This window comes from Pseudomonas sp. P5_152 (assembly GCF_033989915.1).
Lineage (GTDB): Bacteria > Pseudomonadota > Gammaproteobacteria > Pseudomonadales > Pseudomonadaceae > Aquipseudomonas.
On record NZ_JASFAH010000002.1, the window covers coordinates 5642984 to 5655868 of the forward strand.

A 12885-nucleotide genomic window follows, 5' to 3' on the forward strand; every position below is an offset into this window, starting at 1 on the left:
ATTCGTGGTTTCAGCCGGCAGTGCGCAGGGTGAAGTTGATGCGCTGGGCACCCAATTGCGGATGCAGTCCGTCCTTGAGCGGCAGCACCCCGTGATAACGCAAACGATCGCCGCCGCCCCAGACCACAATGTCGCCGTGAAACAACGGCACCCGCTGGCTCCTGTCGCTGCGTTGCATGCCGCCGAACAGGAACATCGCCGGCAGGCCCAGGGAGATCGAGACGATGGGCGGCTCGTAGGAAGCTTCGTTACGGTCCTGATGCAACGACATCTTCGCCCCTGGCAGGTAGCGGTTGATCAGGCAGGCATCGGGGGCAAAATCGGCAAAACCGGCCTCGCTCGCGGCGCATTGTGCCAACTCCCGGAACACCTCCGGCATCGGTGGCCAGGGCCGGCCGCTGACAGGGTCGAGCGGGGTGTAGCGGTAGCCGCTGCGATCGGTGGTCCAGCCGAGTGCGCCGCAATTGCTCAAGCCGACCGACATGGTGAAGCCGCCGGGGGTGAGCATGTTGCGAAACGGCGCTGCCTTCAGCGTTTGCTCCAGTGCCGCGAGCAGCCGCGGCACCCAGGGCAGGGCGAAGCCGCGCAGCACGAATGCCTGGGGGCCGAGCTGTTCGGTTCGCGCCGGTTGCTGGTCGGCGTCGGCAAACAGGTCGAGAGTGGTCGGGCCCAAGGGCTCACTGTGCATCGTGGAAGATCACTCCCAAGGTATGTCGTTGACCGCTGTGCAGGCGACTGACGCCATGGCGCAGGTTGACCCGGCAGTCGCCGCGAGCCCCGGCCACGGGTCGTTGATGCACCGCAAAAATCAGCGCATCACCTTGTTCCAGGTGCATCACCATGGGGCGTGACTGCATCCGCGGGCGTTGTTCAGTGAGCACCAGCTCGCCTCCCGTGAAGTCTAGCTCGGGCGCTGACAGCAGAATCGCCACTTGCAGGGGAAATACATGCTCGCCGTACAGGTCCTGGTGCAAACAGTTGTAGTCCCCTGCAGCGTATTGCAGCAACAGCGGTGTCGGACGTCGCTGGCCGGCGTCATGGCAGCGTTGCAGGAAGGCCGGATGTGCCTGGGGAAAGCGGCCGGGCAAGCCCATGCGCACCTGCCAACGATTGGCCAAAGGCACCAGTCGCGCATACAGGGCGCTGCGCAATGGCTGCACCGGCTCGGGCAACGGGTAGTCGAAGTATTGATACTCGCTACGGCCGAAACCGTGCCTGGCCATCACCACCCGGGAGCGAAACAACCCGGGCTTGTCGTACATCGCCCGCAGGTCCTGGCATTCACGGGTACCCAGCAGGCCGGGGACGATGGCACAGCCGTCCTGATCGAGACTGTGCTCCAGTGAGGGCCAGGGCAGGTTGTCGATACGTTCGAGCAGCGACGGTTGGTGCGCTGCGGCGAGGTCGTTGGGCAAAGGGGGATGCAGGGAAGAGGCGCGCATTGCCGGCTCCAGGGCCTAGGTCGAGGAGGGCCAGTCTGGGCCGCTCGACACGAGGCAACACTCCGCAGCTTGCGGTCAAATTGTGCAGGTATTGCCGAGCGCCGGGCGGCTTACAGCGCCTTGCTCACGCTGATATCGCTGATCACGTCCGGGCTGTCGCCATGGATCGCGGCCAGCGCGGCCTTGGCCTCGTCTTCGGTGCCATTTACCAGTTGGGCGAACTCGAAGCGACGCTCGCCGTTGAGTTTGTACTTGATGACGTACTTGGTCGTTGGAGTCACGGGTGTACCTGTCTGTCGCGGAGCGGGCGGGGTGTCAGCTGAACTTGGAGCTGGACCGGCGAACGATCTTGATCGAGTGGGTCAGCGTTGGCTTGCGGGTCACGCTGATCGCCCGGCTGGTGACCGTGTCGATGGTGATGTTCCAGAAACCGGTGCTGGGTGCGGTGATTCTCGCCGGGAAGGTGTCGAATGCGCCGCCGTGGTAAGAGTGACGACCGCCGTTCTTGAAGCTGCGGAAGTTGGCGTCGCTCATCAGGCGGATGTTGCAGGTTTGCGAGCATTGAATGACGACGATGTCATCTTCGTTGAGGTGCTCGCGCTGGTGGATAAATTTCATGGGCGCCTCCAGAAGGGCTTTTTCTAGCAAATCAAAACGATAGCATGGACGATGGCCCAGTTTATCAGCGAAGCCTGTGCAAAAGCGGACCGCTGAGAGCCGGTTTGACAATTAAAAACAGTTATCCGCAATTATTTGCGCCATAAAGCACGGCAGGCCGGAGAAAAAGCGCATTTGCGCTGTCCGAGGGTCTTTATTGGAGGATTTGTATGAAGCAGGGCGTTTTGTTGCTGGCATTGGTGATGAGTGGATGTGCGACAGTCTCGGACATCAATCAGACCCCGCCCACCATGAACGTGATTTCAGGGAAGAAGCCGCAGGAATATGCCAACTGTGTCGCCGAGAAGCTGGCCAAGAGCCGGGGCGCGGTGCAAATGGAACCGCACAAGGATGGGGTGCGGGTGATCGTCCCCGGCAAGCTGTCAACCGACCCGGCAGCGGTGTTCGACATCGAAGAGCGTTCCGGCGGCAGCAGCATCAAGTTGCACGAGAGTCTGTCCAATGTGCCGATGCGTCCGGGTGACATCGGGGTTGCCGCCAACGAGTGCATTTCCGGCTAAGACCGGACAGCCAGCGGCCATGCCACCCACAAGCCCGACCCGGACCCTCCCGGCTCGGGCTTTTTTATGCCCGGACATAATTGACGGACACCGAACACCCTGTGGAATGAGGCTGCTCGCGATGATCGTCAACGATGACGCACATTGCCTGGGCGGTTGAGATAGCCGTCACAATCACTTACTCTTTATATGCTTATGCAAACTAAGTCTAAGCTTATAACTAGAAAAAGAGGGTTAGAGATGGATTTCAAACCGACCGTATTGGGCAGCCTGATGCTCATTGCTGTCAGCGTCGTGAATGCCGACGACGGACAGAAAATCTATACCCAGGGTGGTGCGTTGCCTGCCGCTACTGCCTGCTTTGCCTGCCATGGTGCCGATGGCATGGGCATGCCGGCCGCCGGATTTCCCCGGCTGGCCGGTTTGTCGGCGGGGTACCTGAGTAAACAACTGGCGGACTTTCGCAGTGGTTCTCGGGTCAGCCCGGTGATGCAACCGTTGGCCAAGGCGCTGAGCGAAGGCGAGATCCAGGCGGTTACCAGCACCCTGGCGGCCATGCCCGCGCCGGCCACCCCGCAAGTGACACGCAACACCACGCCGACAGAACCGGGCGCGCGGCTGGCCTTGCGCGGTGCCTGGGACCGGCAGATTCCCGAGTGCGTGATGTGTCACGGCCCCGGTGGGGTGGGCGTGGGCACGGCGTTTCCGCCACTGGCCGGGCAGTCGGCCAGTTACCTGGTCGGGCAATTGAACGCCTGGCGTGACGGCACCCGGCACAACGACCCCAATGATCTGATGGGGCATATCGCCAAATCCCTGACCCCGGACGAAATCAAGGCGGTCGCCGACTACTTTGCGACACTGGGCAGCCAGGAGGCCAAGCCATGAAATTCCTATCCTTCGCCCCATTGGCCCTGGCACTGGCCAGTCTCAACGGGTATGCCGCCCAGACCGTGATGGACGATCAGTCCGAACTGAAGATCCCGGCAGCCACTAGCGCAAAAGTCGAGTATTTCCAGGCACCGGCCGAGCATGAGTTGCCGGACAACGCCTTTGGCAAGCTGGTGCGCCAGGGCCACAGCCTGTTTGTCGACACCAAGCGCCAGGCCCCGGCGTATGTCGGCAATGGCCTCAATTGCAGCAACTGCCACTTGGACCAGGGCCGTTTACCCAACTCTGCGCCGTTGTGGGGGGCTTACCCGATGTACCCGGCGTATCGCAAGAAAAACGACAAGGTCAATACCTTCGCCGAGCGCCTGCAAGGCTGTTTCGAGTTCAGCATGAACGGCAAGCCACCAGCGGCCGACGGCCCGGAAATCAGCGCGTTGTCGGCTTATGCCTACTGGCTGGCGACCAAGGCACCGATTGGCGTCGAACTGCCCGGGCGCGGTTATCCGGAGGTCAAGCAACCGGCCAAGGGTTATGACATCGCCCAGGGCGCACAGGTCTACAAGGCCCAGTGTGCTGTGTGCCACGGTGACAGCGGCCAGGGACAGAAAGTCGGCCAGGACTACGTGATGCCGCCGCTCTGGGGTAAGGACTCCTACAACTGGGGAGCGGGCATGCACCGCATCAATACCGCGGCGTCGTTCATTCAATACAACATGCCCCTGGGCAAGGCGCAGAGCCTCAGCGATCAGCAGGCGTGGGACGTGGCGGCGTTCATCAACAGCCATGAACGGCCTCAGGACCCACGGCTGATCGACGGCTCCGTAGAGAAGACCCGAGTGAAGTTCCATGCCAACGATGGGGTCAATCTGTATGGGCAAACCGTTGATGGCGTACTGATTGGCCAAGGCATCCGGTAAACTGTCTGCATCGACACAGTGCCGTCCCGGGCCCGCGGCTGTTCAACCAGACACACTGAACAGCATCGGGCCCTGGGCGGCATTGGCATCAATGGAGCAGGCAATGAAGCGTGAGCAAGTCCGAGAGCGGCATGCAGAGGGTCACATCTCTGCCACCCATGTGATCCAGAATCCGGCGACCCCGGGGGAATGGATCGTGTTTTTCAAGAAAAGTGCAGGACGCAGTTTTTTCCTGGTGGACGACAACGACGAGGTCGAGTCCTTCACCCATCTGGATGATCTGGTCGAGACTGTGCGCGGCCTGGGCATCAAGTTCGCGGAAATTCACATGTAACGGCCCAGAGCCTAGTTACACACCACCACTACGCTGCGACTCTTGTAGTTGCCGACATCCGCACCCAGGGTCTTGTCGCTTTCCTTGAGCGCTGGCGTACCCTCGGTGCCGACAATCTTGTAGCCAGTACCGGCGCAGGACGCATCGGCTTTTTCGTAGCAGGTGGCCCAGGAATTGGCTTCGCCCGAACAATCGATCGACAAGCCTTGCTGGCCATCGTCCAGATACGTCTTGGACGCCGTGGCACAACCACTCAAGACCAGTACCGCCATCACAGCCAGGGTTATTTTCATCGGATCGTTGCCATCAGGGGGGGAGGGGCGTCAGGCGCAGAGAAGGCCTGGTAGCGAGAGGTTATAGCGAATGGCCATTTCGGTACAGCCAAACACAAAAAAGCCCTGCACAGGGCAGGGCTGTTTGACCAGGCACCTTACTCGGGCTTGGCCCCTCGACGCTTGGGAGCCGGCGGGGTGTCTTGCAGCACCGACGCCACTTCAATGGCCATGGCTTCAGTGGGGAAAGGCCCGGCGATGTTTTCGCCACCGGCGCTGTCGACCCACCATTGACCGTCTTTGGCCTTGTTGATCAGGTAACCGTTCACGCTTTTTGCTGCCGACATCTATCTGCCTCGTTGGCTGGTTCAATTGCTCAATGATAGCGGTAAATGTGCCTGAGGGTCTTCCCTGGTCTAAAGTGAAGCCTTTGCGGAACTATCCTCAAGATTATTTCTCTATGATGGCATCGGTTAGCCAGTGCGGGGCATTGTAAGGTGCGCGCCGCCTGATTAGACTGCGCCGAAACTCGTACACACAGCCCTTTCAAGGACTTTTATGATCAAGAAATGCTTGTTCCCAGCAGCCGGTTACGGTACTCGCTTCCTGCCAGCGACGAAGGCCATGCCTAAAGAAATGCTGCCGGTGGTGAACAAGCCACTGATCCAGTACGGCGTCGAAGAAGCATTGGACGCTGGCCTGACCGAAATCTCGATCGTCACCGGTCGCGGCAAGCGCGCCCTGGAAGACCACTTCGACATCAGCTACGAGCTGGAAAACCAGATCAAGGGCACTGACAAAGAGAAGTACCTGGTCGGTATCCGTAAACTGCTAGACGAATGTTCGTTCTCCTACACCCGTCAGACCGAAATGAAGGGCCTGGGCCACGCGATCCTTACCGGTCGTCCATTGATCGGCGACGAACCCTTCGCCGTAGTGCTGGCGGACGACTTGTGCGTCAACCTGGAAGGTGACGGCGTCCTGACCCAGATGGTCAAGCTGTACAAGCAGTACCGCTGCACCATCGTCGCGATCCAGGAAGTCGACCCGCAGGAAACCCACAAGTACGGGGTGATCGCCGGTGACCTGATCGGTGACGACCTGTACCGCGTGCGCAACATGGTGGAAAAACCAAAACCTGAAGATGCGCCGTCGAACCTGGCCATCATCGGTCGTTACATCCTGACCCCGGACATCTTCAAGCTGATCGAAGAAACCGAGCCGGGCAAGGGGGGCGAGATCCAGATCACCGACGCCCTGATGAAACAGGCGCAAGACGGTTGCGTGATTGCCTACAAGTTCAAGGGCACCCGTTTTGACTGCGGCGGCGCCGAAGGCTACATCGAAGCCACCAACTTCTGCTTCGAGCACTTCTACAAGACGGGCAAGGCGTACTGATAACGTCTGGGCGTCCCGTTCTGAAAAGCCACCTTCTGGTGGCTTTTTCATTTTTCAAGCGCGTATTGTTCGCGGCGCTGACCCGCACTGCGCCAGCAGGTATGCTGGTGCCCTGCCGAGGAGATAGAAATGGCCTACGATTTTGACCTGTATGTGATTGGCGCCGGTTCCGGCGGAGTACGCGCGGCACGCTTCGCCGCCGGTTTTGGCGCGAAAGTCGGCGTGGCCGAGAGCCGCTATCTGGGCGGCACCTGCGTCAACGTGGGGTGCGTGCCGAAGAAATTGCTGGTGTACGGCGCACACTTTGCCGAAGACTTCGAGCAGGCTGCGGGCTTCGGCTGGAGTCTGGACCAGGCGCAGTTCGACTGGGCGACGCTGATCGCCAACAAGGACCGCGAGATCAACCGTCTCAACGGTATCTATCGCAATCTGCTGGTCAACAGCGGCGTGACCCTGCATGAAGGCCACGCCCGGATCGTCGCGCCCCATACCGTAGAGATCAATGGTGAGCGCTTCAGTGCCAAGCATATCCTGATCGCGACCGGCGGCTGGCCGCAGATCCCGCAGATCCCCGGGGCCGAGCACGCCATCAGTTCCAACGAGGCGTTTTTCCTCAAGACCCTGCCCAAGCGTGTGCTGGTGGTGGGTGGCGGTTACATCGCCGTCGAGTTCGCCGGGATCTTCCACGGCCTGGGCGCGTCGACGTCCTTGCTGTATCGCGGTGACCTGTTCCTGCGCGGCTTCGACGGTGCGGTGCGCAAGCACCTGCAAGAGGAGCTGACCAAGCGTGGCATGGACCTGCAGTTCAATGCCGACATCGAGCGCATCGACCGGCAAGCCGATGGCAGCCTGAGCGTGACCCTTAAGGATGGCCGCAAGCTGGAAACCGATTGCGTGTTCTACGCCACAGGCCGGCGGCCGATGCTGGATAACCTGGGGCTGGAAAATACCGCGGTCAAGCTCGACCAGAAAGGCTTCGTCGAGGTCGACGAGCTGTACCAGACCGCTGAGCCGTCGATCCTGGCGATTGGCGATGTCATCGGTCGCGTGCAACTGACGCCGGTGGCCCTGGCCGAGGGCATGGCTGTTGCGCGTCGTCTGTTCAAGCTCGAGCAGTATCGCCTGGTGGATTACCAGATGATCCCGACCGCCGTGTTCAGCTTGCCGAACATCGGCACTGTTGGCCTCACGGAAGAACAGGCCCGCGAGGCAGGCCATGAGGTGCAGATTTTTGAAAGCCGGTTCCGGCCGATGAAGCTGACCCTGACCGAGTGTCAGGAGCGCACGCTGATGAAGCTGGTGGTCGACGCCAAGACCGACAAGGTCCTGGGTTGCCATATGGTCGGTCCGGAGGCGGGCGAAATCGTCCAGGGCCTGGCGATTGCCTTGAAGGCCGGCGCCACCAAGCGCGACTTCGACGAAACCATCGGCGTGCACCCGACGGCCGCCGAAGAGTTCGTCACCATGCGCACGCCAGTGGCCGGTTAAGGTTTTTTCGACTGCTTAGAAGCCGGGCTTGGGACCGGGACCGGCGCCGGCTCCGGCTCCAGCGCAGCTTGCGTGGCCACCGCCAGATGCAGTGCCTGCAGGCTGGCTTCGGCGCTAGCGGCTCGCAGTTCCAGCTCCGCGTTGGCGTGCAGTTGCTCGGTGGCTGCCTGCTTGGCGCTGGTGCTTTCCAGCACTGCGACCCGCAGGCGTTCCTGCAACAGGGTGGCTTCGGCTTCGTGGCGGCGGATCTGTTCCTGGGCTTGGGCCTGGCGGGTCTCGCTGTGCTTGAGTTGATCCTGCAACAGGTGCAACTCACGCACGGTGCCGCGGTTCTCGGTCAGCAGGCGTTCGTTATCGCGGTTGAGCTGGGTGATCTCGTCCTGGCGGACCATGGCGCTTTGCTGGGCCTGGCGCAGTTCCATCTGGATCTGCTGCACTTGGCCTTCATGGCGCCGCTGTTCCTGCTCGCGCTGGTCCTTGATGGCCTCGCGATAGTGCTCCAGGGCGTCGCGAGCGTGCAGGTGCTTTTCTTCCAGTGAGCGGATCTGCTCATCCTTGTCATTCAAGCGCAGTTCAAAATCGCTGAGGGCCTGGCTCAAGCTGGCATTGCGAGTCTGTTCGCCCTGTAGCGACGCGCGGGTGTCTTGCAAGGCTGCGGACTCACTGGCCAGGGTCGCGCCTTGGGTCTCCAATTGGCGAGTCAGTTGTGCCTGCAGTTGCAGGGCTTCGGCCAATTGGCTTTCGAGCGCCTTGCGCGCTTGCTCGAAACCTTCCTGGGCGTGATCGATGCGCTCCTGGCCCTGTTCCCTCAGGCGTTGCGCCAGGCGTGCTACCAGCCCGGTCAGTTCGTCATCGATCTGTTCTTGCGGCTCGCTCTGACGGGCCGCAACCTCGTCATCCAGCTCCTTGAGGTAGCGATGAATAGTGGTTTTCGAACCGGTGTTGCCCATCTCGATACGTACTGCATCAATGCTGGGGTTGTCGCCGCGCGCCAGGATCGCCAGGCGTGCCGCCTGCACTACAGCCTTGTTTATACCGCCCCGAGCCATGTTTTCTCCTGCCATTGCGTAATGTAGTACGTACTTTGTATGGGGGCGGAGTGTATCACGCGGCTAGGTACCGATTGGCGGCGCCGGACCTCGGTGTAGCGGGTCGAGGGCATTTCGTCGCTGAGACGGTTTTCTTCTATTAAGAGTGGTGGCTAATAGCGAAAACCAATGAGCGGCATCAGGTTTGCCAATGAGCCATCAGGCGATCGGTTGGGTAGGATTCACCTCATCAACTTTTCAACCCTGACGGAGAGTCAACGATGCCTATCATCAACAGCCAAGTTAAACCCTTCACCGCTACCGCTTACAAAAATGGCGATTTCGTACAAGTGTCGGACGCCGATCTGAAAGGCAAATGGTCTGTCGTATTCTTCTACCCGGCTGACTTCACCTTCGTTTGCCCAACCGAGCTGGAAGACCTGGCCGACAACTATGCCGAATTCCAGAAGCTGGGTGTCGAGATCTACAGCGTGTCCACCGACACCCACTTTGCCCACGCAGCCTGGCACAACACTTCGCCAGCCATCGGCAAGATCCAGTACACCATGATCGGCGACCCGACCCACGTCATCTCCCGCAACTTTGACGTGCTGATCGAAGAAGCTGGCCTGGCAGACCGTGGCACCTTCGTGATCAACCCTGAAGGCCAGATCAAAATCGTCGAGCTCAACGATGGCGGTGTAGGTCGTGACGCTTCCGAGTTGCTGCGCAAAATCAAGGCTGCCCAGTACGTCGCCGCTCACCCGGGCCAAGTCTGCCCAGCCAAGTGGAAAGAAGGCGAGGCCACCCTGGCACCGTCCCTGGACCTGGTCGGCAAGATCTGAGTCAGTGACTCGCGATACCCGGGCGGTACGCCGCACCTAAGTCAGCTGCACCGCCCTCAAGACGCCCGGGCGAGATTCGCTCGGGCGTTTTTTTTAGAATTGAACAAAGGAGATCGCCCGTATGTTGGACGCCAATCTTAAAGCCCAGTTGAAGTCATACCTGGAACGGGTCACCCAGCCGATCGAGATCGTTGCCTCCCTCGATGACGGTGCGAAATCCCAGGAAATGCTCGCATTGCTGCAAGACGTTGCCAGTCTTTCCAGCCAAATTACCTTGCTCGACAACGGTGCCGATGCACGCACGCCATCGTTCTCGATCAGCCGCCCAGGGGCCGATATCAGCCTGCGTTTTGCCGGCATCCCGATGGGCCACGAATTCACCTCCCTGGTGCTGGCCCTGCTGCAAGTCGGCGGCCACCCTTCGAAGGCCAGTGCCGAAGTGATCGAACAGATCCGCTCGCTCAAGGGTGAGTTCCACTTCGAGACCTACTTCTCGCTGTCCTGCCAGAACTGCCCGGACGTGGTCCAGGCGTTGAACCTGATGGCAGTGCTCAACCCCAATATTCATCACGTCGCCATCGACGGCGCGCTGTTCCAGGCCGAAGTCGACGAGCGCCAGATCATGGCCGTGCCCAGCGTTTACCTCAATGGTGTGAACTTCGGCCAGGGCCGCATGGGCCTGGAAGAAATCCTCGCGAAAATCGATACCAGCGGCATTGAGCGCCAGGCCGAGAAAATCAGCGCCAAGCCAGCCTTTGATGTGTTGGTGGTGGGCGGTGGCCCAGCCGGCGCGTCGGCCGCGATCTACGCGGCCCGTAAAGGCATTCGCACCGGCGTTGCCGCCGAGCGTTTCGGCGGTCAGGTGCTGGACACCATGGCGATTGAAAACTTCATTTCCGTACAGGAAACCGAAGGACCAAAACTGGCGGTGGCCTTGGAAGAACACGTCAAGCAGTACGACGTCGACATCATGAACCTGCAGCGGGCCGATGCCCTGGTGCCAGGCCTGAACGGCGAACCGCACCAGGTCAAATTCGCCAGTGGCGCCACCCTCAAGGCCAAGACGGTCATTCTGGCCACCGGCGCCCGCTGGCGCGAAATGAACGTGCCGGGCGAACAGCAATACCGCAACAAGGGCGTGGCCTACTGCCCGCACTGCGACGGCCCCTTGTTCAAGGGCAAGCGCGTGGCCGTGATCGGCGGCGGCAACTCCGGGGTCGAGGCAGCCATTGACCTGGCAGGAATTGTTGCCCAAGTGACACTGCTGGAATTCGACGTGCAGTTGCGCGCCGATGCGGTCTTGCAACGCAAGTTGCACAGCCTGCCGAACGTCACCGTGATCACCAGTGCGCAAACCACTGAAGTCACTGGCGACGGCCAGAAGGTCAACGGCTTGCGTTACAAGGATCGTCAGTCCGGTGAGACCTTGAATGTCGAGCTCGAAGGTATCTTCGTGCAGATTGGCCTGCTGCCGAACACTGATTGGCTCAAAGGCACTGTCGAACTGTCACCACGAGGCGAGATCATCGTCGATAACCGCGGTGAAACCTCGATTCCCGGGGTGTTTGCCGCCGGGGACGTGACCACCGTGCCGTACAAGCAGATCGTGATTGCAGTAGGCGAGGGCGCCAAGGCTTCGTTGAGCGCCTTCGACCACCTGATCCGCACCTCGGCCCCGGCTTAAACCACAGCGCTGCCCCTCTGTCTTTTGCGAGTGAGCCCGTCCAAAATCGATGTTGCCTGACCCACTGCCATCGCGGGCAAGCCCGCTCCCACAGGTTTGATGTGGTGTATACAGAATCTGTGAGCAACCAAGTTCACTGTAGGAGCGAGCTTGCTCGCGATGAGGCCAGCACAGCCAACATTGATGTTGCCTGACACACCGCCATCGCGGGCAAGCCCGCTCCCACAGGTTTGATGTGGTGTATACAGAATCTGTGAGCAACCAAGTTCACTGTAGGAGCGAGCTTGCTCGCGATGAGGCCAGCACAGCCAACATTGATGTTGCCTGACACACCGCCATCGCGGGCGAGCCCGCTCCCACAGGTTTGATGTGGTGTATACAGAATCTATGAACAGCCAAAACCACTGTGGGAGCGAGCTTGCCCGCGATGGGGTCAGCCCATCCAATCGCGATACTGCCTGACCCACCGCCATCGCGGGCAAGCCCGCTCCCACAGGTTTGATGTGGTGTATACAGAATCTGTGAACAGCCAAAATCAGTGTGGGAGCGAGCTTGCTCGCGATGAGGCCAGCACAGCCAACATTGATGTTGCCTGACACACCGCCATCGCGGGCAAGCCCGCTCCCACAGGTTTGATGTGGTGTATACAGAATCTGTGAGTAGCCAAAATCAGTGTGGGAGCGAGCGCCCGCTTGCGGCTTGCTCGCGATGAGGCCAGCTCACAGCCCGCGATGGCGGCAGCCTCAATGTTGGATGTACCGACCTCCATCGCGAGCAGACTTCCCTTACACCCCATGCTTGAGCTTGTTCCTACGCCAGCAGTGGCGCTGGCTGGATGATTTCGACCCAATAGGCATCCGGGTCCTTGATGAAGGCCAGGCTCTTCATGCGGCCGTCATTCAGGCGTTTCTGGAAATCACAGCCCAGGGCTTCGAAGCGCTCGCAGGCGGCGCGGATGTCCGGTACCGAAATGCAGATGTGGCCAAAACCGCGCGGGTCGGTGTTGCCATTGTGGTAGGCGAAATCCGGGTCGTTCTCGGTGCCGTGGTTGTGGGTCAACTCGAGAATCCCCGGGATCGACTTCATCCACTCGGTACGAGCCGCCGCGTCGGCCGGGATCTGGTTTTTGTCGACCAGGGCCAGGAAGTACAGGCTGAACTCGGCTTCCGGGAAATCGCGTTTTTCCACCAGGCTGAAGCCGAGGATACGAGTGTAGAAGTCCAGGGACTTGGTGATGTCCTTGACCCGCAGCATGGTGTGGTTGAACACGAATTGCTGGGTGGCAGTGTCAGGTTGGGCAGTGACGCCGGGGAAGGTGTTCAGGTCGTGCAGGCTCATGGGCCCTCCGGAAAATAAGTGGGGCAAACGACGCTCCAGCAGATAGAGCTGTCCTTGGGCTTGCGGTGCT

16 protein-coding genes are annotated in these 12885 nt (G+C 60.4%); 8 read left to right on the forward strand and 8 right to left on the reverse strand.

The window, feature by feature from the left end:
- Positions 1-10: 10 nt before the first annotated feature.
- The 4 genes from alkB to QMK50_RS25920 all read right to left on the reverse strand — a co-directional run bounded on the left by alkB (position 11) and on the right by QMK50_RS25920 (position 2060).
- Positions 11-688, reverse strand: a complete 678-nt coding sequence (gene alkB, locus QMK50_RS25905; protein ID WP_320334371.1) for a DNA oxidative demethylase AlkB — start codon at positions 686-688, stop codon at positions 11-13.
- Complete coding sequence (locus tag QMK50_RS25910; protein WP_413787309.1) at positions 678-1442, reverse strand: 2OG-Fe(II) oxygenase; 765 nt, start codon at positions 1440-1442, stop codon at positions 678-680. Before QMK50_RS25910 ends, alkB begins: the two co-directional genes overlap by 11 nt.
- A 110-nt stretch (positions 1443-1552) precedes the next feature.
- The gene (locus QMK50_RS25915; protein ID WP_095168470.1) at positions 1553-1723 is read right to left on the reverse strand and encodes a hypothetical protein; all 171 of its coding nucleotides are present in this window, start codon (positions 1721-1723) and stop codon (positions 1553-1555) included.
- A gap of 34 nt (positions 1724-1757) precedes the next feature.
- On the reverse strand, positions 1758-2060 hold the full coding sequence (locus QMK50_RS25920) for a DUF1883 domain-containing protein (protein ID WP_095168468.1): 303 nt from the start codon (positions 2058-2060) through the stop codon (positions 1758-1760).
- A 209-nt stretch (positions 2061-2269) separates the two neighbouring features.
- Between QMK50_RS25920 and QMK50_RS25925 the strand changes: the two genes are divergently transcribed.
- The 4 genes from QMK50_RS25925 to QMK50_RS25940 all read left to right on the forward strand — a co-directional run bounded on the left by QMK50_RS25925 (position 2270) and on the right by QMK50_RS25940 (position 4762).
- Positions 2270-2620 carry a hypothetical protein gene (locus QMK50_RS25925; RefSeq protein ID WP_095168467.1) on the forward strand — a complete coding sequence of 117 codons (351 nt, stop codon included), beginning with the start codon at positions 2270-2272 and terminating at the stop codon, positions 2618-2620.
- 240 nt (positions 2621-2860) lie between these two features.
- Complete coding sequence (locus QMK50_RS25930; protein ID WP_095168465.1) at positions 2861-3508, forward strand: c-type cytochrome; 648 nt, start codon at positions 2861-2863, stop codon at positions 3506-3508.
- Positions 3505-4428 carry a c-type cytochrome gene (locus tag QMK50_RS25935; protein ID WP_320334372.1) on the forward strand — a complete coding sequence of 308 codons (924 nt, stop codon included), beginning with the start codon at positions 3505-3507 and terminating at the stop codon, positions 4426-4428. The genes QMK50_RS25930 and QMK50_RS25935 overlap by 4 nt, the downstream gene beginning before the upstream one ends.
- A gap of 103 nt (positions 4429-4531) precedes the next feature.
- Positions 4532-4762 (forward strand): hypothetical protein, encoded by a 231-nt coding sequence (locus QMK50_RS25940; protein ID WP_095168462.1) that lies wholly within the window; start codon positions 4532-4534, stop codon positions 4760-4762.
- A gap of 11 nt (positions 4763-4773) precedes the next feature.
- Here QMK50_RS25940 and QMK50_RS25945 read toward each other — a convergent pair whose 3' ends face one another.
- Together QMK50_RS25945 and QMK50_RS25950 are read right to left on the reverse strand one after the other, a co-directional pair.
- Positions 4774-5055 carry a hypothetical protein gene (locus QMK50_RS25945; protein WP_159995514.1) on the reverse strand — a complete coding sequence of 94 codons (282 nt, stop codon included), beginning with the start codon at positions 5053-5055 and terminating at the stop codon, positions 4774-4776.
- Between the two features lie 137 nt (positions 5056-5192).
- Positions 5193-5381, reverse strand: coding sequence for a hypothetical protein (locus QMK50_RS25950; protein ID WP_159995516.1), 189 nt, complete (start codon positions 5379-5381; stop codon positions 5193-5195).
- 211 nt (positions 5382-5592) lie between these two features.
- On the opposite strand from QMK50_RS25950, the gene galU reads away from it, so the two are divergent.
- Together galU and gorA are read left to right on the forward strand one after the other, a co-directional pair.
- Complete coding sequence (gene galU / locus QMK50_RS25955; protein WP_095108460.1) at positions 5593-6432, forward strand: UTP--glucose-1-phosphate uridylyltransferase GalU; 840 nt, start codon at positions 5593-5595, stop codon at positions 6430-6432.
- Between the two features lie 129 nt (positions 6433-6561).
- Positions 6562-7920: a glutathione-disulfide reductase gene (gene gorA / locus QMK50_RS25960; RefSeq protein WP_320334373.1), complete on the forward strand. Its 1359-nt coding sequence runs from the start codon at positions 6562-6564 to the stop codon at positions 7918-7920.
- Here gorA and QMK50_RS25965 read toward each other — a convergent pair.
- Entirely contained in the window at positions 7917-8969 is a 1053-nt protein-coding gene (locus tag QMK50_RS25965) for a DNA-binding protein (protein WP_320334374.1), read from the reverse strand. The two genes, gorA and QMK50_RS25965, sit on opposite strands and share 4 nt — an antisense overlap.
- Before the next feature lie 260 nt (positions 8970-9229).
- Here QMK50_RS25965 and ahpC point away from each other — a divergent pair, with 260 nt between their 5' ends.
- Together ahpC and ahpF are read left to right on the forward strand one after the other, a co-directional pair.
- Entirely contained in the window at positions 9230-9793 is a 564-nt protein-coding gene (gene ahpC, locus QMK50_RS25970; protein ID WP_095168453.1) for an alkyl hydroperoxide reductase subunit C, read from the forward strand.
- 121 nt (positions 9794-9914) lie between these two features.
- Entirely contained in the window at positions 9915-11477 is a 1563-nt protein-coding gene (gene ahpF / locus QMK50_RS25975) for an alkyl hydroperoxide reductase subunit F (protein ID WP_320334375.1), read from the forward strand.
- A gap of 810 nt (positions 11478-12287) precedes the next feature.
- Here the strand turns inward: ahpF and gloA are convergent.
- A complete protein-coding gene (gene gloA / locus QMK50_RS25980) occupies positions 12288-12815 on the reverse strand; it encodes a lactoylglutathione lyase (RefSeq protein ID WP_095168449.1) in 528 nt (175 codons plus the stop codon).
- Between the last annotated feature and the right edge of the window lie 70 nt (positions 12816-12885).

What these genes read in the sequence shown, in the direction of transcription:
- alkB (WP_320334371.1), bottom strand. Translation starts at nt 688, where the DNA reads ATGCACAGTGAGCCCTTGGGCCCGACCACTCTCGACCTGTTTGCCGAC.
- gloA (WP_095168449.1), bottom strand. Translation starts at nt 12,815, where the DNA reads ATGAGCCTGCACGACCTGAACACCTTCCCCGGCGTCACTGCCCAACCT.
- gorA (WP_320334373.1), top strand. Translation starts at nt 6,562, where the DNA reads ATGGCCTACGATTTTGACCTGTATGTGATTGGCGCCGGTTCCGGCGGA.
- QMK50_RS25945 (WP_159995514.1), bottom strand. Translation starts at nt 5,055, where the DNA reads ATGAAAATAACCCTGGCTGTGATGGCGGTACTGGTCTTGAGTGGTTGT.
- ahpC (WP_095168453.1), top strand. Translation starts at nt 9,230, where the DNA reads ATGCCTATCATCAACAGCCAAGTTAAACCCTTCACCGCTACCGCTTAC.
- QMK50_RS25920 (WP_095168468.1), bottom strand. Translation starts at nt 2,060, where the DNA reads ATGAAATTTATCCACCAGCGCGAGCACCTCAACGAAGATGACATCGTC.
- QMK50_RS25965 (WP_320334374.1), bottom strand. Translation starts at nt 8,969, where the DNA reads ATGGCTCGGGGCGGTATAAACAAGGCTGTAGTGCAGGCGGCACGCCTG.
- galU (WP_095108460.1), top strand. Translation starts at nt 5,593, where the DNA reads ATGATCAAGAAATGCTTGTTCCCAGCAGCCGGTTACGGTACTCGCTTC.
- QMK50_RS25925 (WP_095168467.1), top strand. Translation starts at nt 2,270, where the DNA reads ATGAAGCAGGGCGTTTTGTTGCTGGCATTGGTGATGAGTGGATGTGCG.
- QMK50_RS25910 (WP_413787309.1), bottom strand. Translation starts at nt 1,442, where the DNA reads ATGCGCGCCTCTTCCCTGCATCCCCCTTTGCCCAACGACCTCGCCGCA.
- QMK50_RS25935 (WP_320334372.1), top strand. Translation starts at nt 3,505, where the DNA reads ATGAAATTCCTATCCTTCGCCCCATTGGCCCTGGCACTGGCCAGTCTC.
- ahpF (WP_320334375.1), top strand. Translation starts at nt 9,915, where the DNA reads ATGTTGGACGCCAATCTTAAAGCCCAGTTGAAGTCATACCTGGAACGG.
- QMK50_RS25940 (WP_095168462.1), top strand. Translation starts at nt 4,532, where the DNA reads ATGAAGCGTGAGCAAGTCCGAGAGCGGCATGCAGAGGGTCACATCTCT.
- QMK50_RS25950 (WP_159995516.1), bottom strand. Translation starts at nt 5,381, where the DNA reads ATGTCGGCAGCAAAAAGCGTGAACGGTTACCTGATCAACAAGGCCAAA.
- QMK50_RS25930 (WP_095168465.1), top strand. Translation starts at nt 2,861, where the DNA reads ATGGATTTCAAACCGACCGTATTGGGCAGCCTGATGCTCATTGCTGTC.